This is a genomic window from Anabaena sp. CCY 0017, assembly GCF_963920885.1.
Lineage (GTDB): Bacteria > Cyanobacteriota > Cyanobacteriia > Cyanobacteriales > Nostocaceae > Nodularia.
The window spans coordinates 27587-52342 of record NZ_CAWUDG010000024.1 but is presented as its reverse complement, the minus strand read 5'-3'; the positions used below and the strand labels follow the sequence as shown (position 1 = coordinate 52342).

General features: G+C 41.9%; 20 protein-coding genes. 12 read left to right on the top strand and 8 right to left on the bottom strand.

Going from position 1 to position 24756, the window contains the following annotated elements; all coding sequences use genetic code 11:
- Window positions 1–26: 26 nt before the first annotated feature.
- The 4 genes from ACM0OW_RS21215 to ACM0OW_RS21200 form a co-directional block, all read right to left on the bottom strand.
- Window positions 27–1265 carry an ergothioneine biosynthesis protein EgtB gene (locus ACM0OW_RS21215; protein WP_414552116.1) on the bottom strand — a complete coding sequence of 413 codons (1239 nt, stop codon included), beginning with the start codon at window positions 1263–1265 and terminating at the stop codon, window positions 27–29.
- Window positions 1240–2028 (bottom strand): ergothioneine biosynthesis protein EgtC, encoded by a 789-nt coding sequence (gene egtC / locus ACM0OW_RS21210; RefSeq protein WP_414552115.1) that lies wholly within the window; start codon window positions 2026–2028, stop codon window positions 1240–1242. The genes ACM0OW_RS21215 and egtC overlap by 26 nt, the downstream gene beginning before the upstream one ends.
- Before the next feature lie 147 nt (window positions 2029–2175).
- Entirely contained in the window at window positions 2176–3201 is a 1026-nt protein-coding gene (locus ACM0OW_RS21205) for an ABC transporter permease (RefSeq protein WP_414552114.1), read from the bottom strand.
- Between the two features lie 246 nt (window positions 3202–3447).
- A complete protein-coding gene (locus tag ACM0OW_RS21200) occupies window positions 3448–5088 on the bottom strand; it encodes an ABC transporter substrate-binding protein (protein ID WP_414552113.1) in 1641 nt (546 codons plus the stop codon).
- 563 nt (window positions 5089–5651) lie between these two features.
- Between ACM0OW_RS21200 and ACM0OW_RS21195 the strand changes: the two genes are divergently transcribed.
- Window positions 5652–5999, top strand: coding sequence for a hypothetical protein (locus ACM0OW_RS21195; protein WP_414552112.1), 348 nt, complete (start codon window positions 5652–5654; stop codon window positions 5997–5999).
- A 422-nt stretch (window positions 6000–6421) separates the two neighbouring features.
- Here the strand turns inward: ACM0OW_RS21195 and ACM0OW_RS21190 are convergent, their stop codons facing one another.
- Entirely contained in the window at window positions 6422–6634 is a 213-nt protein-coding gene (locus ACM0OW_RS21190) for a hypothetical protein (RefSeq protein ID WP_414552111.1), read from the bottom strand.
- Window positions 6635–6659: 25 nt separating this feature from the next.
- Between ACM0OW_RS21190 and psbB the strand changes: the two genes are divergently transcribed.
- The 5 genes from psbB to sbcD all read left to right on the top strand — a co-directional run bounded on the left by psbB (window position 6660) and on the right by sbcD (window position 12519).
- Window positions 6660–8192 (top strand): photosystem II chlorophyll-binding protein CP47, encoded by a 1533-nt coding sequence (psbB, locus tag ACM0OW_RS21185; protein WP_414552110.1) that lies wholly within the window; start codon window positions 6660–6662, stop codon window positions 8190–8192.
- Between the two features lie 112 nt (window positions 8193–8304).
- Window positions 8305–8412: a photosystem II reaction center protein T gene (locus ACM0OW_RS21180; RefSeq protein WP_089093525.1), complete on the top strand. Its 108-nt coding sequence runs from the start codon at window positions 8305–8307 to the stop codon at window positions 8410–8412.
- Between the two features lie 301 nt (window positions 8413–8713).
- Window positions 8714–9916 carry a 30S ribosomal protein S1 gene (locus ACM0OW_RS21175; protein WP_414552109.1) on the top strand — a complete coding sequence of 401 codons (1203 nt, stop codon included), beginning with the start codon at window positions 8714–8716 and terminating at the stop codon, window positions 9914–9916.
- 173 nt (window positions 9917–10089) lie between these two features.
- The gene (locus ACM0OW_RS21170; RefSeq protein ID WP_414552108.1) at window positions 10090–10824 is read left to right on the top strand and encodes an HAD family hydrolase; all 735 of its coding nucleotides are present in this window, start codon (window positions 10090–10092) and stop codon (window positions 10822–10824) included.
- Between the two features lie 441 nt (window positions 10825–11265).
- Complete coding sequence (gene sbcD / locus ACM0OW_RS21165; protein ID WP_414552107.1) at window positions 11266–12519, top strand: exonuclease subunit SbcD; 1254 nt, start codon at window positions 11266–11268, stop codon at window positions 12517–12519.
- 19 nt (window positions 12520–12538) lie between these two features.
- Here the strand turns inward: sbcD and ACM0OW_RS21160 are convergent, their stop codons facing one another.
- Window positions 12539–15295: a zinc-dependent metalloprotease gene (locus ACM0OW_RS21160; RefSeq protein ID WP_414552131.1), complete on the bottom strand. Its 2757-nt coding sequence runs from the start codon at window positions 15293–15295 to the stop codon at window positions 12539–12541.
- A gap of 399 nt (window positions 15296–15694) precedes the next feature.
- On the opposite strand from ACM0OW_RS21160, the gene ACM0OW_RS21155 reads away from it, so the two are divergent.
- The 4 genes from ACM0OW_RS21155 (at window position 15695) to ACM0OW_RS21140 (ending at window position 20088) form a co-directional block, all read left to right on the top strand.
- Complete coding sequence (locus tag ACM0OW_RS21155; RefSeq protein ID WP_414552106.1) at window positions 15695–17131, top strand: lipase/acyltransferase domain-containing protein; 1437 nt, start codon at window positions 15695–15697, stop codon at window positions 17129–17131.
- Window positions 17122–17319: a hypothetical protein gene (locus tag ACM0OW_RS21150; RefSeq protein ID WP_414552105.1), complete on the top strand. Its 198-nt coding sequence runs from the start codon at window positions 17122–17124 to the stop codon at window positions 17317–17319. Before ACM0OW_RS21155 ends, ACM0OW_RS21150 begins: the two co-directional genes overlap by 10 nt.
- 24 nt (window positions 17320–17343) lie before the next feature.
- Entirely contained in the window at window positions 17344–17769 is a 426-nt protein-coding gene (locus tag ACM0OW_RS21145; protein WP_414552104.1) for a hypothetical protein, read from the top strand.
- A gap of 108 nt (window positions 17770–17877) precedes the next feature.
- A complete protein-coding gene (locus tag ACM0OW_RS21140) occupies window positions 17878–20088 on the top strand; it encodes a single-stranded-DNA-specific exonuclease RecJ (protein ID WP_414552103.1) in 2211 nt (736 codons plus the stop codon).
- Between the two features lie 35 nt (window positions 20089–20123).
- Here the strand turns inward: ACM0OW_RS21140 and psb30 are convergent, their stop codons facing one another.
- Entirely contained in the window at window positions 20124–20246 is a 123-nt protein-coding gene (gene psb30 / locus ACM0OW_RS21135) for a photosystem II reaction center protein Ycf12/Psb30 (protein WP_414552102.1), read from the bottom strand.
- Window positions 20247–20374: 128 nt separating this feature from the next.
- Here psb30 and ACM0OW_RS21130 point away from each other — a divergent pair, with 128 nt between their 5' ends.
- The gene (locus tag ACM0OW_RS21130) at window positions 20375–20725 is read left to right on the top strand and encodes a YkgJ family cysteine cluster protein (RefSeq protein ID WP_414552101.1); all 351 of its coding nucleotides are present in this window, start codon (window positions 20375–20377) and stop codon (window positions 20723–20725) included.
- 278 nt (window positions 20726–21003) lie between these two features.
- The gene (locus tag ACM0OW_RS21125) at window positions 21004–21390 is read left to right on the top strand and encodes an endonuclease domain-containing protein (RefSeq protein WP_414552100.1); all 387 of its coding nucleotides are present in this window, start codon (window positions 21004–21006) and stop codon (window positions 21388–21390) included.
- Window positions 21391–21557: 167 nt separating this feature from the next.
- On the opposite strand, the gene ACM0OW_RS21120 is transcribed toward ACM0OW_RS21125, so the two are convergent.
- Complete coding sequence (locus ACM0OW_RS21120; RefSeq protein ID WP_414552099.1) at window positions 21558–24173, bottom strand: TonB-dependent siderophore receptor; 2616 nt, start codon at window positions 24171–24173, stop codon at window positions 21558–21560.
- Window positions 24174–24756 lie beyond the last annotated feature (583 nt).

The window sequence follows — 24756 nt, the reverse complement described above, 5'->3', positions numbered from 1 at the left end:
CTCATATTGATCGCGTCTTAACACATTCATTTAGCACACCGAAACCCAGCAAAAATCTGGTAAACGCCCGGATAATACCAATTGCGAAAACTATTACGCAGTCCCCAATGGCGTGTAGCCCAACTTCCGCCTTTTAAAACCCGGTGCTTTTTGTCAAAATAAACTTGGGAATAACCAATATAAGGGTAACTCTGGAAACCGTCGTAACCATCAAACCAGGAACTAGTCCACTCCCAGACATTGCCTAGAGTATCGTATAAACCGTATGCACTTTGTCCCTCTGGATAGGCATCCACTGGTGTAGTATGACCAATGAGGCGATCGCAATTACAATTTTCCGAAGTTGGTGATTTATCCCCCCAAGGATAGATGCGACGACAACCAGCTTTTGCGTCCCAGCTAGCGGCTTTTTCCCACTCAGCTTCTGTCGGTAGCCGTTTTCCCACAAACCGTGAATATGCTTGGGCTTCATACCAACTCACACCACACACAGGATGATTATCCCAATTGCCCTCACCAGACCAGTAAAGTGGTTTAATCACCTGCTCAGTTTCTCGCCATTTCCACCCAGCGTCTGACCACCACTGAGAATCTTGGTAGCCTCCAGCCTCCATAAACAACCTATACTGTCCACAAGTCACCGGATATCGGTCAATATAATAACTCTTTAAATATACTTTATGTGCAGGGCGCTCATTATCCAGAGCATATATATCATTACTTCCCTGTTCAAATTCACCAGCCGGGATGAGAATCATCTCCGTAATATTATTGTTGGAAGACGTATAACTAATATTTTCTATCTTCCCCTTTTCCCATTTCATTAATTCCAGCACAAAGCTGATAATTTCGCAGTGTTGGCTTTCGTGCTGAATTAAAAAGCGCCAAAGACGTTCCTCTTTTGCAATATCAACTACTTCTAGGCGTTGCAAAACATCTTTTCTCACTGTCTCTAAGTAATCAAGCGTTTGCTGTAGATTAGGTAACTCTACACGTTGTGATTTAGGTAAACCATCAGCCGCAAATAGTTTCCGGTATTGGGGGAATGAACAGGGTAAACCCGCACTGTGTTCTAATAACCATAAAGACTCTGTAAAACCAATATGTCCTAAATGCCAACCAACGGGACTAAACTCAGGATGAGGCTGACTACAAAATGTAGATTGCTCCATAGCCTCAAACAGCTGTAAGGTTTTGAGACGACATTCAACAAGGTCGCAAAACAGAGCCTCTTTCACACTAGATTGGTTTAATCTGGATATCACAGTCTTCTTCCACACTGATAATGCTATTTTCTGGACAAGCAGTCCAATTACCAGTAAATAACGGTTCGGAAGCAATGAATACAGATTTAGGAAAATTTTGATGATCTTTTAAATAATATAGCGATGGAGCAGGGACATTGGTAGAAAAGCGCGAAGCAATTAGACGATTTCCATCACTAAAGACGATGTTGGCTGAAGCCTGAACTTGATGGCGTTTTGCCATTTCTAATAATGTTACTAAGGTGTTGCGTAAAGCAGATTCTGGAGGTCGATGTTTATTGATTTGACTTTGGGAAAGTAACAACGCGAAGATGTGTTCCGAATCTGTATTACCATTAATTTGTTCGTAAAAATCAGGACTTAATATACTGCGGATTTTTCTGTGTAATGTTTTGCGAAAATTCTCAATGTATCCATTGTGAATAAATAGTTGTTGTTGATAATTAAACGGCTGACAATTAGCAAAATCTAACGCTTGTCCAGGTGTAGCACTGCGAACATAAGCAAGTACACATTTAGATTCTACATAACGGCTAAGATGAGGCAGATTTAAATCATTCCAAATCGGGAGTGTATTTCGGTACGTAAATGGGTCTGTATGTTTTTGACTGTGATACCAACCCACACCAAAGCCATCTGCATTCACAACTCCAGAAGTCATTTCACGAGGTTGGTAACTCTGAACTATCAAAGAATGCTCAGGTTTATACAGAATATCCTCTAAACTCACAGGCGAACCCAAGTAGGCAAGTAAACGGCACATTTGGTAATTTCAACGATAGCAAGGTTTTATGAAAATCTCTGGAAAAAACCACAGATGAACACAGGTAGATACACAGGATTTACGAGGGATTCAGGAAAAATGTATATGCAGATTCAGCTTGCTGCCGACTACTACAGTGATTGACAATTAATAGCGAATACGTGGATCTACATAAGCATTGAGAATATCAATTAAAATGCTGGCAGTGACAACAATTGCCCCAAAAAATACTAATACTCCTTGGACAGTGGGATAATCTCGGTCAGAAATGGCTTGATAAAGGCGATTTGCTAAACCAGGCCAAGAAAACGTCACCTCAGTTAAAATTGCCCCACCCAGCAGAGATGCAAAAGTTAATCCTAAGACAGTAATTACTGGAATTAGGGCATTTTTCAAGGCATGGGAGACTAAAATTTTATTTTCAGCAATTCCTCTGGCTCTAGCGGCTTCTACATAATCTGCTTTGAGAGTTTCCTTTAAATTTACGCGCACAATGCGTTCAAAAATCCCACTGAGCAAAATTCCTAGAGTCAGACTAGGAAGGGCTAAATGATGCAAAGATATAAAAAACTGACTGAAATTTCCCGTCAGTAAGCTATCAATGGTATATAGTCCAGTGATCGCAGTAGGAGCCGGAAGATTCGGCGGAAAACGGTTAGAATTGGGAAACCAACCCAGTTGAACTGAGAAAATTAACTGTAAAAGCATTCCTGCCCAAAACATCGGAAGTGCGTAAGTAATAATACCAAATAATCGCCCCCCAATATCAAAATAAGTACCAGGACGAGAAGCCGAAAGAGTACCCGCCAAAATACCGACAATCAGAGCTACCGCCATACTTGATACAGCTAACTCCACAGTTGCGGGGAAATACTGGCCGATGATGTCCCAAACGGACTGTCCCCGACTGGTTAAAGAAGTCCCCAAATCAAAGCGCAGTAAATTTCCCAGATAATTCAAATACTGTAACCACAGAGGAAGATTTAAACCTAATTGTTGGCGTAACTCTTCTTTAGCGGCTTCAGGCGCACGTCCGCCCAGAATCGCATCTGCGGGATCTCCTGGTGTGGCTCGTAGTAATAAAAATACAATGGTAATAATAGTCAACAATTGCAGTGGAGCCAGAACTAACCGAGAAGCAATGTAATATTGTAAAGCTTTAGATCGAGACATATTTTAATTCGTAATTCGTAATTCGTAGTTCGTAATTTTCATACCTTTCTTTTTATCTTTCTTTCCTTCTCCCAAGGGGAGACGCTACGCGTTAGCGTAGCTTTCGCTTCAGCGATACGCAAGGGTTTTGAGGATTTTACATTTTGTTACATAGTTAGGTTTATTTGTGCCTACCTGCTTAGAGGTGAATAGAGATAAATATTGTGGGGTGGGCTTCTAGCCCGCCCTTTAAAAACATCTCAGATTTTACTGTTTTGTGATGGTTTTATAAATTAAATTCTGCGTAGGGTCAAGTTGCACATTATTTACACCATTTTGAGCAAATATATAGTCTTTGGTTTGCCACAAAGGAATATAAGGCACATCATTCGCTACTTGCGTTTGGATTTCTGTAAAAATTTGCTGACGCGTTGCGGGGTTTTGCTCTTGGCGTTGTTGAGCAATAAGTTTATTAATTGCTTCACTATAGTAGAATGAACCCTGAGTTTTACTACCTCCATCTTCGCAACCTTGAGCATTCGAGCCTTTTTCACAAGACAAGAATGGCTGGACATAATTATCTGGGTCTAAAAAGTCTGGATACCAATCAACCAAAGCTGCGGGATATATACCCCTGGAAATGTCTTTAAAGAAAGTAGCACTTTCAACATTACTAATTTCTATTTGCAGTAATCCCTCCATTTGTTGATCAGCCAAAGATTTCAGGGTTTGTGCTGCTAAACTGCGACTAGCTGAACTAGAAGGATACCAAATTTGCACTTTTGCGGGATTTTCTTTGGAGAAACCAGCTTTAGTTAATAATTCTTTAGCTTGAGCAAAGTTAGCATCGCCATATTTGTCTTTAAATAATGGCTGAGAAACATTAAAAGTAGTGGGAATCATGCTATAAAGTGGATCAGCTTGATTAAGTAAAACTCGTTCATTGATTAGTGGACGGTCAATCATGGAAGCGATCGCAGCTCGAACTTCTGGCTGATCTAAAGGCTTTTGATTCCGGTTCAACACCATATAACTAACAGCGCTACCCTGAGACGTAATTGTTTGCCAATCTCCTTTTTTTGCTCCTGCTTCTAAGCTACGAATTTGATCAGGTTGTAGGGATAGATAAGCCACATCCACTGTACCTGTGCGGAAAGCATTAAACAAATTCACTGGGCTAGTCTGAATTTGCACATTCACGCCCTGATTAGCTGGTTTTTCGCCCCAATATTTCTCAAATACATCCAATCTCAGTGAATCTGTACCATACTGCGCTAACTTGTAAGGGCCAGTCCCGACAAAGGTATTCGGCTGAAATTTCCCCGCCCCAATTTCGTAAGCTGTGGGCGACACTGCACACACGCCAGAAAATGCTAACAGTGCGGGAAATGCTGCAAATGGTCGTTTTAACTGGATTGTTAACTCATATTCATCTGTGGCTTTCACTGATTCCACCGTATCCGATAATAAAAACGAGGGTTTTCCCTTATTTTCTATAAATCGCTGAATGCTAAACTCCATTGCTTTGGCGTTAAAGGGAGTTTCATCATGGTAAACAACTCCCTGACGTAAGGGGATGGTGTAAGTTAAACCATCAGCACTGATTTGGGGTAATGCTGTCGCCAATTGGGGTTTAATTTCCGTGCTACCTGGTTCATAAGTGTACAGGCGATCGCTCATATTTAACACCAAACCCAAAGAAGCCAATTCGTAGGTATCAGCCGGATCGAGGGTTCTAGGTTTCAGTGTTGTACCGACAGTAATTCTACCATCACCTGCACTAGGTGATAAAGTCGTTGTTTGCTGGCGAGGAGCGCAACTCACAACCAAAAGTACACACAGAAAAAACAATGATAAAAATTGGGGAATCCCACGCCATCGTCTTGCAGTCAAGGAAAACCAGCTCATATTATTCAGATTTTTCAATTTAGCAGTCAGCTATCATACTATAGATATGTGGCTGTAATACTTAAATATTCGCAACATACTAGTACAGCACAGCAGAAATAAGCAAACCATTCTAAATCGATGAAAAGCCTAGTTAATAATTTTACTTACGTATAATTACTTGGTAGTAATTCCTAGCTTTTTGTAGGCGATCGCCTATGGTGGGGCTTTGCCTATCGTTTGACATGATCTCAGATTTGATCACCACGAAAATCATTAATTAGACCTGCGACATATATTTTTATCACTAATATATATCTTTCGTTAGAAGGATAATTTGGTTTTTTTAGGTAATATTTATTTGTAATCTCAAGAAATTGATTGGCTCAAATATAGTGAAAGTTTTGGCAGATTTCATCACTAAATAATAATTCTATTTATTGAGATTATTCATAATCTCAGTTAAAAATAAGTTCAGTTTTTCAATAATGAAATAGCTGAATTGGGAACGAGCCAGACATATTCTGAAACTGTAAACAGCACAAATATAAAGTATTGACATGATGAATTTGATTTCTAGGACGATGAATCACATTAAATTCCTATTTCAGGGAGTTCAAATAAAAAGCTTATTAGCTGTTGTCCTAGTTGGTTTGATGACGCTAACGACAAATGTTGCTTTTGGGCAAAATAATCAAGTTTTAAAAGAGCAAGTCCGTCAAGATATACAGCAAGATGATTCCCAAAGACCAAAAACTATCAGGGAATGGAATCAGGAAGCTCGTGAAACAGAAGGTTCTCCTATTCAGCGACTGCAAAAAATTGGGGAAGAGTCAGCAGAAGCTTTTACCGAATTTGGTTCAGGATACGTAGAAGGTGCTAAAAAAACAGCTCGTGATATCCAAAATGGTGCATCTGAGCTAGGCGAATAGGCGAATATATTTCGGACTAATATAGCCGTATGCACTTGAGTGAAGTACATCATAGTCCCCTCCTCGCTTGCGGGGAGGGGGTTGGTGGTGGGGTTTTTGCATCTCACAATAACCAAATTTAGATCAGCCCAGACATACGCAAAATAAATTATGAGAGAGATTTGTATCTATACGATACAGAAATTCTATGCGATCGCATCTATTTACACGCTTGCAAAGCAGTCCACAAATAGTTACACTTTTTAAAACATTCTCATTTTTGCTTGGCAATTTCGTAGATGCTCAAAAGGTGGCTGACTCAAGGGTGGTATATCCTAATGTCCAAAGGTCTTACAGGCGTTTGCCAGGTTCCTCAAGAACCAGGAGGAAATTTTTCCATAAAAAATTTCTCGGCATTAACACAGGCGATCATCGCGACTCAATCAAGTCAAGCTACCCAGCGTCTCAAAATATTGCCAAACTAGCCACATTGTCTGATTTATCAACGAATTTGTGGTTAAATTCAAGATCCCGGCAATAAAAAAACTCAGAGAGTTCACTGAATGGCGGTAAAGCATCGCAATAGGAGGATTAATCCCACCTAAGCGACTGTTCCCGGACTCAGCATCTCGGTCATAAAATTGCTTTGTAAACATAATTTATCGAGGAGGAGCGTAGTCGATGGGACTACCCTGGTACCGAGTACATACAGTCGTTCTGAATGATCCAGGTCGGTTGATTTCTGTACACTTGATGCACACAGCCTTAGTTGCAGGCTGGGCTGGTTCAATGGCATTGTACGAACTAGCTATTTATGACCCCAGTGATCCGGTTCTTAACCCCATGTGGCGGCAAGGAATGTTCGTCCTGCCTTTCATGTCACGTTTAGGTGTTACAGAATCCTGGGGTGGTTGGAGCGTCGTCACTGGTAACGCAGCCAGCAATCCTGGTTTCTGGTCATTTGAAGGTGTAGCTGCGGCTCACATCGTGCTTTCTGGTTTATTATTCCTAGCTGCCGTATGGCACTGGGTTTACTGGGATTTGGAACTCTTTAGAGATCCTCGCACCGGTGAACCTGCTCTAGACTTGCCAAAAATGTTTGGCATTCACCTGTTCTTATCTGGTTTACTTTGTTTTGGTTTTGGTGCTTTTCACCTCACCGGACTATTTGGCCCCGGTATGTGGGTCTCTGATGCCTACGGAGTCACTGGTAGCATCCAGGCAGTAGCACCAGAATGGGGTCCGGCTGGGTTCGACCCATTTAATCCTGGTGGCGTTGTTGCTCACCATATCGCCGCAGGCGTTGTTGGCATTATTGCTGGTTTATTCCACCTCACAGTCAGACCCCCCGAACGGCTATACAAAGCCCTACGGATGGGGAACATTGAAACAGTACTTTCTAGCAGTATTGCTGCGGTATTCTTCGCAGCCTTCATTGTTGCTGGTACGATGTGGTACGGTAACGCTACCACCCCGATTGAACTATTTGGCCCGACTCGTTATCAGTGGGATCAAAACTACTTCACTCAGGAAATTGAGCGTCGCGTTCAAACCAGCATGGCTGACGGTGCAACCCGTGCAGAAGCTTGGGCAGAAATTCCCGAAAAACTGGCTTTCTATGATTATGTCGGCAATAGCCCCGCTAAAGGTGGTTTATTCCGTACTGGTCCAATGGTTCAGGGTGATGGAATCGCCCAATCTTGGCAAGGTCACGCCGTATTCACAGATGCTAAGGGTAGAGAATTGACCGTGCGTCGTCTCCCTAACTTCTTTGAAACCTTCCCAGTTATCTTGACCGATGCTGATGGAGTGATCCGCGCTGATATTCCTTTCCGTCGGGCAGAATCTAAGTATAGTTTTGAACAAACTGGTGTCACAGTCAGCTTCTATGGCGGTGATCTCAATGGTCAAACCTTTACAGATCCAGCAGATGTGAAGAAATTTGCTCGTAAGGCTCAAGGTGGCGAAATCTTTGATTTTGACCGCGAAACCTTGAACTCTGACGGTGTATTCCGCACCAGCCCCAGAGGTTGGTTTACCTTTGGACACGCTGTATTCGCTCTGCTATTCTTCTTCGGTCATCTCTGGCATGGTTCTCGGACAATCTACCGAGACGTTTTTGCTGGTGTTGAAGCGGATCTTGAAGAGCAAGTTGAATGGGGTCTATTCCAGAAAGTGGGTGACAAATCTACCCGCCGGAAAGAAGCTCTCTAATTTTTGGGGACTAGGGATTGGGGAATACTTGATGTAACTACCCAATCCTTACCACATATCTCAAAGACTGAATAAATTATCATTACTGGCTGGTTAGGCAGGAGCTTTTAATATGGAAAGCGTTGCATATATCTTGATTTTGGCTCTGGCCATCGGAGTTCTTTTCTTTGCGATCGCATTCCGCGAACCACCCCGCATCGAAAAGAAAGAAGAAAAATAGACTGCTCTTACCAGAGATTTAAGAGCATTTAAACCTGATTATCCGTTGTTACCAATGGTGGTAGCGGCGGATATCTAATTTTGTCAATACCTTTGAAGAGTGAAATTAGCAATATGAATAAATAAAAAATTTATAGAATATGTGATACAATATTCTATCTAGAAGTTAATATGTGTTAATACTAGCTTTTCTGCGCTAGGATAAAAAAAAGATGTAGGTGTCCCTCCCGCCTAGTGCCTTCGCATATACATCACGCCTATGCCACAACCCTTACGGAGACTAGAACCAGGAACAAATTAGCATGGTCAATCAGAACTTAACCGCTACAGAAATTGGATTCACTCACGAAGATTTCGCTGCTCTACTTGACAAGTATGATTATCACTTCAGCCCTGGGGATATTGTCCCAGGAACAGTATTCAGTATAGAGCCGCGCGGCGCTCTGATTGACATAGGGGCTAAGACAGCAGCCTACATACCTATACAAGAAATGTCTATTAACCGGGTCGATGCCCCGGAAGAAGTTTTACAATCAAACGAAACCAGAGAATTTTTCATCTTGACCGATGAAAACGAAGATGGTCAGCTAACCCTTTCCATTCGTCGCATTGAATATATGCGGGCTTGGGAACGTGTGCGGCAGTTACAAGCAGAAGATGCTACTGTTCGTTCTGGTGTATTTGCTACTAACCGTGGTGGTGCATTGGTACGCATTGAAGGATTACGCGGCTTCATCCCCGGTTCTCACATCAGCACCCGCAAACCGAAGGAAGAATTGGTAGGGGAAGAACTACCATTGAAATTCCTAGAAGTAGATGAAGAACGCAACCGCCTAGTTCTATCCCACCGTCGAGCGCTAGTTGAGCGTAAGATGAACCGCTTAGAAGTGGGAGAAGTGGTAATTGGTACAGTTCGCGGTATCAAACCTTATGGTGCATTTATTGATATTGGTGGTGTAAGCGGACTGCTGCACATTTCTGAAATTTCTCACGAGCATATTGATACACCTCATAGCGTATTCAATGTCAATGATGAAGTTAAAGTCATGATCATTGATTTGGACGCAGAAAGGGGTCGGATTTCCTTGTCTACCAAGCAGTTGGAACCCGAACCCGGTGATATGATTAAGAACCGTGATTTGGTTTATGATAAAGCGGAAGAAATGGCAGCTAAGTATCGTGAACAGATGCTAGCTAAACAGCAAGGTATTACTGCTGCGCCTGCGGAAGCTGAAGAAGTTGTGAGTGCTGAAGAAGCGGTAGAAGCTACAACTGAGGAAGAAATTCTAGTAGCAACTGAAACTCAAGAAGAAGTATCGGCTGTGGCTACAGTGGAAGAAGAAGCCCCAGCAGCAACTGAAGAAGTATCGGCTGTAGCTGCGGTGGAAGAAGAAGCCCCAGCATCAACCGAAGAAGTATCGGCTGTGGCTGCGGTGGAAGAAGAAGCCCCAGCAGCAACCGAGGCTGAAAAAGAGATTCCTGCAACTGTTGAACATGAAGGTTGAGCAAAGTCTCGATTTAAACTCTGTTATAGATAGGGTAATGCTTCGCTACATTTAATAAAAGCGAATGATAAGCCTGAAATGAAAGCTCAAAAGCTTGTAGTTATTAAACTATTAATTAAAGAGGGAACACCCCTCTTTTTTTGTGGTGAATTGAATAAATAGGGTGAAATATTTTGGTAACTATTAAATGTAGAAACCTGAGCTTCTCTAATATCCAGGCAATTTTTTTTGATAAAAATGGCACATTAGAAGATTCTGAAGCGTACTTGCGATCGCTTGGACAAAAAGGTGCGAGGATGATAGACGCGCAAATTCCTGGAATTGGTGAACCCTTATTAATGGCCTTTGGCATCAATAGCAATACCCTAGATCCAGCAGGTTTAATCGCCGTCGCCAGTCGTCGTGAAACCGAAGTGGCCGCAGCTGCATATATCGCCGAAACTGGGAGAGGATGGTTTGAATCTTTAAAAATAGCTCGTCAATCCTTAGACGAAGCTGAAAAGTATTTGGGTACAACTCCTGCGCCCCTATTTCCAGGTACTTTGGATCTGTTAAAGTCCTTGTCAGCAGCAGGAATAAAACTCGGTATTATTTCCGCCGCAACCACAGCCGAAGTTAGTGATTTTGTAGTCCGACACGAGTTAACTGATTACATCCAGGTGCAAAAAGGAGTAGATGACGGCCCCGGTAAGCCAGATCCAGTGTTGTTGTTACAGGCTTGTGAAGCTTTGGGCGTAGAACCACGGCATACATTGATGGTGGGGGATGCTGTTGGTGATATGCAAATGGCACGTAATGCCAAAGCCGCAGGTTGTATTGGTATTACCTGGGTGGGTAAATCAGATCATGTCCAAGGCGCGGATGTGGTAATTAATCAACTAGATGAAATTCAAATTGTGATAGATTAATGTACTTTTGTAAATAAATGTAAAAACCCTACTCATTATTGAGCAGGGCTTTTTTAGCTTTACAGTTCTTAAAACACGTTCATGATGGCAATAATGCTAACGCTGGTCAACATGATTAAAGCACCCATAATCATCGATTGACCGAATTGATTAGGCAGATTTGAATTATTCATTTTTTGTAAAATCCTGAGTTTTATGATTCTTTTAAATTATCAGTAACCGCATAAATATCTACAAAAACACTATAAAACTTAAGATATTGTAAAGTTTATTCGTAAATATGAGAGTATTTACCTGAAAAACCGTAAAAGACTTCCCAGGAATAAAATCTCCAATTTGTAGGGTGGGTTAGGACGATAGTCCGTAACCCACCATAAACTTAAGGAATAAGACAACTCATTGAAAAATTGAAAATCTAAAATTGTTCACCACCTGAGAAATATGATTAAAATCCTGCATCTCTCCGACATCCATATAGGAAGCGGTTTCTCCCACGGACGCATGAATCCGGCGACGGGATTAAATACACGATTAGAGGATTTTGTCAAGACATTATCTCGATGTATTGACCGAGCGCTAGAAGATACGGTGGATTTGGTGATATTTGGCGGTGATGCCTTTCCTGATGCTACACCACCGCCTTATGTGCAAGAAGCTTTTGCCAGTCAGTTTCGTCGGCTTGTGGATGCAGATATTCCCACAGTGCTGTTAGTCGGGAACCATGACCAACATTCTCAAGGAACGGGAGGAGCGAGTTTAAATATTTACCGCACCTTGGGAGTTAAGGGTTTTGTGGTGGGTGATACTGTAACAACTCACAGTATTGAAACTCGTAATGGCAAAGTCCAAGTAATTACCTTACCTTGGCTCACCCGTTCTACCTTGATGACTCGTCAGGAAACAGAAAAATCGTCTTTGGCTGAAGTCAATGAATTATTAACAGAACGGTTAAAAGTGGTTTTAGAAGGAGAAATTCGCCGTCTTGACCCTGAAGTTCCAACTGTGCTTTTGGCTCACTTGATGGCTGACAATGCGACTTTAGGAGCCGAGCGTTTTTTAGCCGTGGGTAAGGGTTTTACTTTACCTCTATCTTTGTTGACGCGACCTTGTTTTGATTATGTGGCATTAGGACACGTCCACCGTCACCAAAATTTGAATAAATCCAATAACCCGCCGGTGATTTATCCCGGAAGTATCGAGCGGGTTGATTTTAGTGAAGAAAAGGAAGATAAAGGCTATGTGATGATAGAACTGGAGCGAGGAAGCGTTCATTGGGAATTTTGTCCTTTACCGGTTCGGACTTTCCGCACTATAGAGGTGGATATATCTAAAGCCGAAGATCCGCAAGCTGCTTTAATGAAAGCGATCGCTAAATATAATATTGAAGATGCTGTGGTGCGGTTAATTTATAAACTCCGTTCGGAACAGATGGATATAATTGATAGCGCTTCTATTCATACAGCCTTAACTCCAGCCCACAATTACACGATTCAAGCAGAATTAGTCAGCCAGTTGGCTCGACCCAGAATTCCGGAATTGACCGCTAGTAGTAGTATTGACCCCAGGTCAGCGCTGAAAACTTACTTGAATAATCGCGAAGATTTGAAGGATATCGCTGCATCTATGGTGGAAGCAGCAGAGAAGTTACTCGCAGATGACGTGGAGATTTGGTTGGAAGGCGCGGGGGTCGATTAGTGGGAGATTAATTGGGCGTTTAATGTTTTGGTGATGCGATCTGCTTTGCAACAGCGCTTACGCGATCGCTTGCAAATTGTAAGTGAGCTATGGTGTAAATATCCAGTTTTGCACCAAATTCTTTAAGGTTGATATCAATAGCTTTTTGCAGTTGACATATTTTATACCAAGCTATTGTGCGACCATCTTCGGGTGTGTCTGTAGGATGCAATATGATTTCTAGCAAAATATTTAAGTGTTCTTGTTGCAATGAACGGCGGATACTGGAAATTGTCTGTGGTTTCTCTGGGGCTAATACTTCTGTCCAGATACTTTGTTGCAAGGTGTCAAACAGTTCGGGGATAGAAAGTGCTTCTCCAGGCGGAGATTTTAATTCTATATCTCTTAACCGATTCAGGCGATCGCCATCCAAGAGCGATCGTAATATTTCGCTTTGGAACCTGATAATTGTTTCGTGAATAGGATAATCAAGGCGGTTATAGGGTACAGAATTACCCCAGTGTTGCCAGCGTGACGGTGCTAACTGATTCAGTAATTGCGGTGAAAAATTGAAAACATCTTCAGCAAAAACATATTCTTGTAATTTTGTCAATACTTGACGTTGTTTTAGCAGCGAAACTGGTACAAATGCCCAGTCAGGATCATCACTCAGATGGAGACGCTGAAATGATTGTCCACCAATATATCGAGGCAATAAGGTGGCGTTCCGAAAATAGTATTTCAGGATTTGATTAAATAAAACCCGTAGGTTACTATAGCTTTCTCCTGGTGATAAATAATCCTTATCAAGACGCTGCCACATTACACGAGCATTATCCATTTGCCCCTGAGAATACAGTAGGACATCGCTACTCATATCCCAAAGATTTGCCAAAGGATTAATATCCCAAATATCTTCATCAGTGGCGTAAGATAATTCAGCTTGAGGCGATGCTAAAGCAATCTCTTCTAAAAAACTTTTCTCTAATTCTGGGTGAAGATTAGTTTTATAACCATAGACTATCGCCCATTCATCGTAAGGGCCAACAATCACGGGAAAATAGTCACCTTGCACGATTCCTTGTGGTGCTATATTCACAGGTAAATAGTCCATCACCGAACCTACTAAACCTTTGGTATGAGTGATTTCGGGATTATTTAAATCTTCGGGTGCTAACATGGTGCTACCCTGAAAGTTATGGCGTAAACCGAGAGTATGCCCAACTTCGTGAGCTATTAAAGAACGTAAATATTGATGGACATAATCCTGCATTGCTTCACTACTCGGTGTAGTGTTTTGCAAAATTGATAACACTAACGCCCCCATCGCTGCTTGCTCTGAAGACTCCATCCCATAACAGATATCATTCGATAAGCTGCTTATTGCAGATAAATTACCTGGACATTGGTTTTTTGCCATCAAGGCGCGATATTCGTGCTGAATTGAGCGCACCATATTGGCATCTACGATAATATCTGCATCCAATATTTCCCCAGTTAACGGGTTGACGCGCACTGGCCCTCTAGCAAAGCCTGCATCCAGAGAATTGAACCAGCGAATCGTGTTGTAGCGGATATCTGCTGGTTGCCAATCAGCATCATCTGGCATTTGTCGGACTTCAATGGCATTTTGGAATCCGGCTTTGGCAAATGCTTTGTTCCACATTAAGATACCTTCACGAATTGCGTCACGGTAAGACAGGGGAACAGCATTTTCAATCCAAAACACAATCGGCTTTTTCGGTGGAGATATAGGTGCATCAGGGTCGGATGGTTCTAGATGCCAACGATTGATGTAACGTACAAATGGTTTGTAGTCGTTATGGTCAGCAAAATCTTGGAAAGCTGTAATAAAATATCCCACTCTGTCGTCAGCAAGTCTGGGAATATAACCGTTATTTTCTTTGAGTTGGGAAAAGCTGTAATGTACTTGCAGAGTCAGCGCTCTGCTATCAGGTAAGGTAATTAAATTTGCTCCGTCTGGTGAGGAAAACCCGTAAATTGCATCAATTTCTAGATTCTCTGGGAAACTGTTGATAGCACCAAAGTAAGATTTGCTTTGTTCTAGGCGATAATCAGCCTGTAAGGAGTATTTTAATAAGGGGGTTAATCCAGGAAAATCCTGCATTAACAAATTATCTAGATTAATTAAAATATTTTTACTGTATGAATCAATACTTTCTATTGGCAGCGAATACAGAACCGAGTCACTAAATGAACGAGCAAGCGATCGCTGTTCTGGTTGATGTGGTTCTGCACGAAATTTCACATTCCGCACCACAAAGTGTAAATTATTATTGACTCGCCGAAAGTAGAAGAGAAAGTCAGAAAGTGGTAAGCCACTATAAAGACCACTTTCGCCAATACCTGATTCTAATGTCACTGTCGCCAGGTAATTTTTATTTAGTTGTTCTGGTGTAATTTCCCAGTAAATCTTGCCGGATTCCTGACTGGAATATAGAGTGAACAGTCCTGCTAATTTATCTGTGGCTTTAATTACCTCACGAAATCGAGGCCAATCTTCCTTCATATTGTTCCCAAAGTTCTCAATTTCTGGGAGTAGGGTTAATTGCTGCACATCAGGAGAGGAAACTTGGCTGGCTGCTGCGTAATTAATATTGAGTAGCAAATTGCACACTAAGATTATGCACATTACTAATTTCGTGATCCGACTTTTCACGTTATGTGGAAAAGCTAACGCGGAACCTAACCCCCTAACCCCCTTCCCTAGTAGGGAAGGGGGAAAATTTAAAGCCTCTCTCCTTGCAGGGGAGAGGTTTGGAGAGGGGTTTGCCAGATCCCGTGAACAGTCAGATTTCGTGATCCAGTTTTTCATTAAATTGCAATATTTATCTCTTTAGATAGATGTTTTTTAACTATATATGTATTTTCAAATGATAGCTGTAGTATTAAATACAGTTAAAATTTGACGAATTACTAGTTTTTACGTCAGTTTTCATGTATTGGAACCAAATCTGTCCTAGGGGCGCAAGGCCTTGCGCCCCTAACGTGTGGTTTATTTACCTGAAAATACCTGTAATGTCATTGCCCTACTATTTTGGGGCGGCAAATGCTCAATTTGCTGATCTCAGCCCAAATAATAATAAAAAATCTAACAAATTCATCTCAAAAAATCTATCTTCTGATAGTTTTTAATTGCAACTGTAGCTGCAAACTAAATTTAACTTTAGAAGAAATGAAATATTTACCAATTATCTATGTGCGTGGATATGCTGGCTCAGATAGAAACGTTGAGGAAGCGGTTGAAGATCCGTTTTATGGATTCAATTATGGCTCGGCACATATTCGGGTAGGTGTGCAAGGAAATCCAGAGCAGTTTTTTTTCGAGAGTCCACTGCTACGGCTAATAACTGATCACGGTTATCGTCCTGTTTTCGACCATCATGATCAGCAGTTGAGCAAAAACCCAAAATCTATTTGGATCTACCGCTTTTATGATGAAACCACCGAAAGCTTTGGTTCTCAGACAGCTATCAGATTGACAATAGAGCAAATAGCAGAGCGTTTAAGAGACTTGATCAAGACTGTTAAATCTAAGACAGGTGCTAATAAAGTTTACTTAATTGCCCACTCTATGGGGGGTCTTGTTTGTCGCAGTCTCATGCAAAAGATTTATCCCGAAAATAACGAGAAAGCTATTGATCACGTTGATAAGTTATTTACTTATGGTACACCTCATGGTGGCATTCATTTTCAACTCGGTGGTGGCATACTCGAAAAAATTAGAGACACACTCAGATTAAATAATAGTGATGACTTTGGCCCCCGGCGGATGTATGAATATTTAACACCTAAACCACAGCAAAAACTTTTATTACCTGATAATTTTGATGCCCAAAGCCTTGATAACGCTTTTCCCACAGACCGAGTTTTTTGTATTATTGGTACAAATGCCCGTGATTACGATGTAGCTTTTGGTGCTGCACAGAAGACTGTCGGACCTCAAAGTGATGGTCTGGTTCAGATTGAAAAAGCCTATGTCAGAGGATCGCATCGCGCCTATATTTATCGGACTCATGGTGGACGTTATGGAATGGTCAACTCGGAAGAAGCTTATCAAAATCTGCAACGATTTTTATTTGGTGATATTAAAGTAAAACTGTCTCTGAATCAGGTCGCATTAAGCGATCGCAAAGATACTTTTTATCAGATGGAAGTCCGATCTGCTTTGCGTGGTCTTCCTGTTGCTATACATGAACAAGCAATTGATCATTATTGTCCCATCACACTAGAGTTAACTAGGGAAAAACCCATTCCACTATTTACAGCTTTCATGGTTCCCAGTTACTCAGCTAGTGGTGATGGTACGTGCAGATATGCGATTAAATTAGCATTGCATTCCTTTGTCAAAAAAGAGCGAGACTGGCTATTTGGTAGCCATATAGATCAATTACCTCTTTGGTCTGACTATCTCATTGTCGATGTCACAGTCCTAGATGGTGTATATGAGGCTAAGTACGCCTGGAATTATGAAAATGAAACACCACACATTCCCATAAATCCTAATCCTAATGCAAATGGTTTTATAGCTGATATTGTCTTACCTGAACGAGGGAAAAAGGTTTTGGGGAATAAAGCAACAGTTCATTTGGAAATCTTTCCTTGGCAATAGATGAAGGGGGAGTAGTTCAACGATTAGGGGCGGGTTTACAAATATGTTGGTTAATCATGAATCATATCTCTAAACCCGCCCCTACAATTAGACGAATTGCGGTATTTAACCCAGAGGTGGTTCTCTCTAAGAGCGTTAATCAAATAAATTTACCACTACTCAAACTTCTGAGTGCGGTGTTAGGCTAGTGTATTCTTATAAACATGAGTTAAATGACTAACTTAATACCAGCAACTTTAATCGCTACAGCTTTACTATTAACATCAACTAATGCTTCACAAGTCACCTTAGCGGGAACTTGCGCTTCTAACTGTGGTCCGCGTCCCATGCAATTTACGCCTGGTCAATTCATTAGAGTTCAAGTTGTTAATCGCACTCCCCGCTTGCTGAAATTACAAAAACCAGCCGCCACTGATACTATTTCCCTACAACCAGGAGAGGAATTAATTTTGGAGCATGGACACGGGACAAAACCAAATATTTCTCTGATTTTTTGGGATGATACGGGTTTATCGATAAAAGCGAATGTCTCGAAACCTAACTTTGGGACATTACAAGTGGAATTACGTCCTAATGAGAGTTTCCCAGGCGATCGCTCTGTGTATATCCTGAATGATGGTCGGGTTGATGTATTTTAAGTGAGCAAAAAATGTTATGAGTAGGGGCGGGTTCACAGATATCCTTGATGATTAACGGGGATATTGCTAAACCCGCCCCTACCTAGACTTGCTCACAACTGATAATTGATGTTAGATCAAGCTTTCCCAAAACCGATCACACCTGATAAGCATTTACCTAATCAGCGCTGGGAAATTTATCCCCAGCAACCAGAATTTGCCCAAAATTTGGCGATGATGACCAATGTTTCCCCGATTATTGGTCAGTTATTGATTAATCGTGGTATTACAACAGCAGAAGCAGCACTAGGATTTTTAAATCCAGAGTCTTTAGTCTTACCTTCACCCTTAGAAGAATTTCCCGATTTAGCAGCGAGTGTGGAGTTATTGCAACAGGCGATCGCATCCCAAGCTAAAATTGCCATTTGTGGTGACTATGATGCTGATGGTATGACTAGCACGGCCTTACTGTTGCGTAGTCTTCGCAGTTTAGGGGCGCAAATAAATTATGCTATTCCCAGCCGGATGCACGATGGTTATGGAATTAATAACCGCATTGTCGAAGAATTTCACAGTGAAGGTGTAGAACTAATTATCACTGTAGATAATGGGATTTCTGCTTATGAACCTATTGCTAGAGCTAGAGAACTCGGTCTGAATGTGATTGTCACAGACCACCACGACATCCCCCCAAAACTTCCCCCAGCTAACGCCATTCTCAACCCGAAACTAATCGCCGAATCTTCACCTTATCGGAGTGTTGCGGGTGTAGGTGTCGCCTACATTTTAGCGGTATCTTTAGCGCAACAGTTAGGAGAGATTAAAGGCTTAGTTCAGCCGATGTTAGCCTTATTTACACTAGGAACCATTGCAGACTTAGCTCCTTTAACGGGGGTGAACCGTCGCTGGGTCAAACGTGGTTTAAAGCATTTACCTAAATCTGATTTACCAGGAATTAAGGCGTTAATTCAAGTAGCTGGGTTGCAGGTGCGCGAAGAAGCAGGGAGCAGGCTTGCCCTGAGCGCAGTCGTTTGCGTAGCATCCCGAAGGGTAGGGGAGCAGGGAGCAGAGGGAAAGACCTCTGTCTCATCTGCCAAATCTTTAAAGCCTGAAGATATTGGTTTTCGCTTGGGGCCACGCATTAATGCTATTGGTCGCATTGGTGATCCTCAGACTGTGATTGAATTATTAACTACTGATGATATGGCGATCGCATTAGAACGTGCTACCCAATGTGAGTTAACAAACATTAGCCGTCAGCAAATGTGCGAGGAAATTGAACAAGAGGCAATAAGTTATGTAGAAGAAGTGTTTGTATCTTCTCTCCCCAAACACCGTGTATTAGTGGTTGTGCGACCGGATTGGCATCACGGTGTAATTGGGATTGTCGCCTCTCGCTTGGTGGAACGCTACGGTGTGCCTGTATTTATTGGCACTTATGAGGATGAGGGACATATTCGGGGTTCGGCTCGTGGAATTCCTGAGTTTAACGTGTTTGAAGCGTTACAATATTGTCACGATTTGCTAGGTAAATTTGGCGGACACAAAGCCGCCGGCGGTTTTTCTTTCCCAGCCGAGAATTTGGAGATATTGCGATCGCGTTTATCTGAGTTTGCTAATCAGTGTCTAGAACTACAACACCTGAAACCACTACTCAGAATTGATGCTGAAGCTGGTCTACATCAACTTAATCAGCAGCTTTACCAACAAATTAATGCTCTACATCCCTGTGGTATGGAGAACCCCGACCCCTTATTTTGGACATCTGGGGTGCAAGTCATTGAGCAAAAAATCGTGGGTAAAGGTCACATTAAATTGACACTGAGCCAAACTATTCATGATCAACAGTATAAAATTAAAGCGATCGCCTGGCGTTGGGGCGACTATTTTCCCTTACCGCCGCGAGTCGATATTGCTTACAAGCTGCGAGAGAATCACTTCAACGGCAATACTACCATTGAGTTAGAATTACTCGGTGTGAGACTTCCCAATGAGCATTTTAGCGAGCCAGCCATTAATTCCCCACAGCTAACACTATCTCATCTGTTTAACCAGTCCTCTGCTAGTCCATTAAAAGCTAACTTTCAATACCAGCAGCGAAATTATACTTGTGGTATCTATAAAAATGATGTTTTATCAGAATTAAGAATTAAAAATCCTGAAGGCAAAGTTTTAGTCATGCAACCAGGACATACAAATGGTCTATTAGGCAAAAATCGTCAAGACTCCAAAGAGGTTGATTTATCTCAACCACAGTATGACAACATTATCCACGCTGCTCTTCAGGCATTATCGGCACACTTCGACTACGCTCAGTGTCCGCTGAGTCCTGAGTTATGAGTGTTCAATATCCTCAGCACTCAGCACTCTGCCGTTTACATATTGCCGTTGCGAAACGCCAGTACAAAGATTACTGCTGGGCCAGCAATGATGATTAGTCCAACGGAAGCTAGTTGGAAGATGACTTCCCAATTAAGATTGCTTAAAGTATCAAACATTTTTCCCTTGTCCTCTTAATTTTTCAAAATAGATACAGAAACTCAGTTGCAAAACTCGCCATTAATCATATCTGGCCGTGGGCTGTTAGATTTAATTTACTTAACAAAATTATAGGAAAAGCAATAAAATGGCAAACTGGCAATGTGTTAAACAATGTGGGGCTTGTTGTAACCTTGACCCCGCAGAGCGTCCAGATTTAGCAGAGTATCTCTCACCAGCCGAGTTAGAACTATACCTGAGCATGGTAGGCGAAGGCGGATGGTGTATTAACTTCGATCATACCAGCCGAGAATGCAGTATCTATGCAAATCGTCCCCGGTTCTGTCGTGTAGAACCAGAAATATTTCAGGATATGTACGAAATTGAGCCAGAAGAACTTGACGATTTTGCCATTGACTGCTGTCGTCAGCAAATAGAGGGAGTTTATGGCGATCGCAGTTTGGAAATTCTCCGCTTTGACAAAGCCATTGGTTTTTAGGGGATGAGTGGGGACACCCATCCCACAAGAAAAATTTGGGCGTTGCTCAGTGAAACTAGGAATTAGAGTCCTCTTTTTAGTAGCAAAACGTTTTAGATCCCCCTAAATCCCCCTAAACCCCTTCGGGGATGCGCCTTCGGCGTAGAAAAAGGGGGACTTTAAGAAAAATTCCCCCCTTCTCAAGGGGGGCTAGGGGGGATCAAAACGTGATGAGGCAACTTGATAAGACTTGTGTGTACACGGTAGCTTTTTAAGGGAGGCTAGGGGGGGTCAAACTTATGAAAATCAGCAATTTCCATTTACCTTATAATCCACAACTGGTAGAAAGGGCTAAAACCCTGAGAAAAAATATGACGAAAGCAGAAAAAAAGCTATGGTATGATTACTTAAAAACTTTTCAATTTCGAGTACATCGTCAAAGACCTATAGATAACTTTATTGTTGACTTTTATTATCCAAATTTAAGCCTTGTAATAGAGGTAGACGGGGAAAGCCATAGTACAGATTTAGCGCAAAATTATGATCGAGAAAGGACACAAATATTAGAAGGATATGGATTAATAATTGTTCGTTTTACTAATCAAGAAGTGTTAAATTCTTTTGTAGGGGTGTGTGCAAAAATTGAACAATTGATCCCCCCAACCCCCCTTAATACGGGGGGCTAAGTGATCAAAGTCCCCCTTCTCAAGGGGGATTTAGGGGGATCTAGAATATTTTGCTTTCGCTCTCACATTTTTGCGTTGCTCCCTTTTTCATTCCCTAAAGCTCTTTCTGAATGTCTTGTGGGATGCACATTTTACCTGTCCTCAGGATGCAACTAATTCCCACGCGCTTACCAATCAACAGAATATTTAATACTCACAGTTCTACCCCTAGCCGCAGCGTAGGCACTATCATTGGGTTGCAGTTGTGAAACTACGGGAAAATATTGACTATTAAATAGGTTTTCTAACCCCACTTGTAATGTCCCTGCGCCGAGTTTCACGCTGCTAATATAGTCCACTGTCAAATAACTTTCTACAGGTCTTCTACCAAAGGCGGTAGTGTTATTAGCAAAGACTTCTCGATTACCAGAGAACAAAGCTTGTAGACGATTTCGCCAACCGGGTAAAGTCTCATTTTCTACATACGCAGTCAGTTTTAAGGGGGGAATTCTAAACCCATCTAAGGATTCGTAATCGCCATCATTATTGCTATCAATTTCCCCACCAATCAGGGTGAATGTCCCGCCAAATTGCCATGTAGGACTAGCTTGTGCGTCAATTGCTGCTTCTAAACCATAGATTCTTTCTGGGGCGCGAATTACAGTCCCCGGTGCAGTGAAGGTTGTACCTAAGTCCGACTCGTTATAAAAAGCAGCAACAGATGCTTGGACAGAATCCCATTGTCCCCGAATCCCAATTTCATAGTTATCTACTTTTTGTGGTTCTGGATTCAGAGATTCTACAGAAAATCCTGGTTGGGCATTGCGGAGGACTAAACCAATATCTGATAATGAGAAACCTTGAGCATAGTTAGCAAAGACGCTCAGTTCTGGGTTCAGGGCGTAGACTGCACCGATATTAAACAAAGTCGCATCAAAATTTAAATCACCACCGGGAATAATTGAGTTGGGATTAGCTAAGGTGCTGAAATCATTCACACTCACATCTGCATTTTCGTAGCGGACACCACCATTTAATACTATGCGATCGCCTATTTCCCAATTTAACTGAGCAAATAATCCCAGACTGCTTAATTCTAAAGGCGGAGTCCAAGAGCGATCGCCTGTTTTGCGAAATGCTGACCCCCCACTGGCCACAAACGCATCTTGATCAAATACAGATATAGGTTGGGATGTATCTTCTTGGGAGTAATCCACACCCCAAAGTATTTTAGCCGCACCCTGGTCAAATAGAGGCGTTTCAATCTGCAAGCGTCCGCCATACTTTTCTGATTCCACCCGTGATTGAAAGATTTCGTTACCTAAACTGGCAAAATTACGAGCATCAAAGGGAAAGAAGCGGGTCAGGTAATCTCGGTAATATAACTGTGCTTGCAACTTACTATTAAATAAGTCGTCATGGCTGTATTGCAAGTTGAAAAAAGTGTTTTCGTTCCCTGGTTTTTCATCCAAACTCAACCCTGTCAAAGCACGCGCCTTTTGTCTTCCAGGGGTAGTATTAACACTGGGGTCACTAGCAATATCTGTATCTTGCTTTTCGTCGAAGCGATTAAAAGTTAGTTGTACACGTTGATTCGCATCTAAATCAACACCGAACTTCCCAAATAAGTTAAAACTAGAAGCATCTGAAAAGCCACCTTGGCCATTAGGATCAGAAGGAATGCGATCGCCTTCCGCATCAAAGAATCCGCCGGTTTTCGCCAGTCCAAAGTTAAAGGTAAAATCGAGATTATCCTGTCTCACTGAGAGAAAATGCTGTAAGTTGGTGCTAAAACTTTCCTCTTCCAAATTACCTAAAGCTGCACTCACACCTAATTCTGTCCGCGAAATCAAACTTTCTGTAGTTGGTCGCCGTGTAATGATGTTAATCACACCCCCTGTCGCACCATCACCATAAACTGCACTAGGGCCGCGCACTACTTCAATTCGTTCAATGGCCGCCGAGTCAATGGTTCTCAAATCACGCGCTGCGTTTCGAGTTGTCGATTGGGGAACACCATCAATCAAAACTTGGGGATTTCTTCCGCGTAGAGTTAATCCAAAATTACTCGCCCCTTGTGCTGGAGGTGCTAAACCCGGAACCGTTTTACCCAAAGTTTCGATTAAGTTGCGGGAAAGGCTGGTCTGTTCCTCAATTTGTTCGCGATTAATTACCGTGATTGAACGCGGTACATTTTGTATCGGTGCTTCTGTACGCGTTGCTGTTACTACTAATTCAATCGGTTGATCCGCTTCTGATTGGATTTGAGGTTCTGGTAGCGTTTCTGATGGTGTTTCTGGTGGTGTTGGGGAATCGGCGACTACTTCTGTAGGTGTGAAAGCTAAAATTAAACCTGTATCACTATCAAATAATACAACTTCGGGAATGGTTTGCTCACCCGTCACAGTCACCCGGATGGTATTGTCATCTTGATTAACGACGGTGACAGCAGTGACACCTGTGCCTGGATTGTCCTGGCTGAATGTATTTCCTGAAGACAGATTCAGTTGAGCGTTAGTGATATCAGCAATCAAACTATTGCCTTGATTTTCTGTTGATACCTGTAATTCTTCGGCGGCGGTGGTTTCTAATATCACCTCTACACCTTGATCTGTAGGCACAACCCTCACGCCAGTTACTTGAATTAATTTCTGAGCGTTAGGTGCTGGAGATTGTGTCAATAAATGGGTGTCAGGGGATGAGTTTTTGATTTTCTCTGCTTCCTGACTTTTGCCAGGATGGTTGATTAATGACCAAACAGAGCCTGTAAGTAAGAGAATAAAAAGGATTTTTGCGGGTTTCATGTTCACTTCGCACCTAAAATTCGCAACTGGATTATGTTTAGTGATAATCCATCGCAGATAATTATTGATTTATATTGGCAGTAGTGGCTGGTTTTATCAAAATATCTCTATTCCAGAATTTACACAAGTAGTTTATGGAAAATTTTTTAGCTCTCCCTTTCTGATAGGCTAAATAAGGGCAATCGCCTGTTGAGCAAAAACGGGAGCAAATTATTGTATACAGTAGATAATGCTATAAAACTGGTAAATATTATCAATATGAAAGCAAATACTTGACAAAGATATTCACAATTAGATTAGCTATATAAGTAGGTAGGCACAAATAAACCTAACTATGTAACAAAATGTAACAACCTCAAAACCCTTGCGTTCGCGGAGCGTGACCGCTTCGGTCTTATGCTTCACTCCGCTACGCTCCGTTCGCAATGACATACCTTGAAATTTTTCCGCCTACCTACTTAGTTGTTAGAGTTTTCAACAAACAGTGCTGAGTTAGGAGTAAAAATACAGAGAATTGTATCTGTGTAGCTGCGACTTCTAGCCGCTTGGTGTCAAAAGCTATTAAATATCAGGAGGTCAGGAA

What these genes read in the sequence shown, in the direction of transcription:
- egtC (WP_414552115.1), bottom strand. Translation starts at nt 2,028, where the DNA reads ATGTGCCGTTTACTTGCCTACTTGGGTTCGCCTGTGAGTTTAGAGGAT.
- ACM0OW_RS21205 (WP_414552114.1), bottom strand. Translation starts at nt 3,201, where the DNA reads ATGTCTCGATCTAAAGCTTTACAATATTACATTGCTTCTCGGTTAGTT.
- ACM0OW_RS21200 (WP_414552113.1), bottom strand. Translation starts at nt 5,088, where the DNA reads ATGAGCTGGTTTTCCTTGACTGCAAGACGATGGCGTGGGATTCCCCAA.
- ACM0OW_RS21195 (WP_414552112.1), top strand. Translation starts at nt 5,652, where the DNA reads ATGAATCACATTAAATTCCTATTTCAGGGAGTTCAAATAAAAAGCTTA.
- ACM0OW_RS21190 (WP_414552111.1), bottom strand. Translation starts at nt 6,634, where the DNA reads ATGTTTACAAAGCAATTTTATGACCGAGATGCTGAGTCCGGGAACAGT.
- psbB (WP_414552110.1), top strand. Translation starts at nt 6,660, where the DNA reads ATGGGACTACCCTGGTACCGAGTACATACAGTCGTTCTGAATGATCCA.
- ACM0OW_RS21180 (WP_089093525.1), top strand. Translation starts at nt 8,305, where the DNA reads ATGGAAAGCGTTGCATATATCTTGATTTTGGCTCTGGCCATCGGAGTT.
- ACM0OW_RS21175 (WP_414552109.1), top strand. Translation starts at nt 8,714, where the DNA reads ATGGTCAATCAGAACTTAACCGCTACAGAAATTGGATTCACTCACGAA.
- sbcD (WP_414552107.1), top strand. Translation starts at nt 11,266, where the DNA reads ATGATTAAAATCCTGCATCTCTCCGACATCCATATAGGAAGCGGTTTC.
- ACM0OW_RS21155 (WP_414552106.1), top strand. Translation starts at nt 15,695, where the DNA reads ATGAAATATTTACCAATTATCTATGTGCGTGGATATGCTGGCTCAGAT.
- ACM0OW_RS21145 (WP_414552104.1), top strand. Translation starts at nt 17,344, where the DNA reads ATGACTAACTTAATACCAGCAACTTTAATCGCTACAGCTTTACTATTA.
- ACM0OW_RS21140 (WP_414552103.1), top strand. Translation starts at nt 17,878, where the DNA reads ATGTTAGATCAAGCTTTCCCAAAACCGATCACACCTGATAAGCATTTA.
- psb30 (WP_414552102.1), bottom strand. Translation starts at nt 20,246, where the DNA reads ATGTTTGATACTTTAAGCAATCTTAATTGGGAAGTCATCTTCCAACTA.
- ACM0OW_RS21130 (WP_414552101.1), top strand. Translation starts at nt 20,375, where the DNA reads ATGGCAAACTGGCAATGTGTTAAACAATGTGGGGCTTGTTGTAACCTT.
- ACM0OW_RS21125 (WP_414552100.1), top strand. Translation starts at nt 21,004, where the DNA reads ATGAAAATCAGCAATTTCCATTTACCTTATAATCCACAACTGGTAGAA.
- ACM0OW_RS21120 (WP_414552099.1), bottom strand. Translation starts at nt 24,173, where the DNA reads ATGAAACCCGCAAAAATCCTTTTTATTCTCTTACTTACAGGCTCTGTT.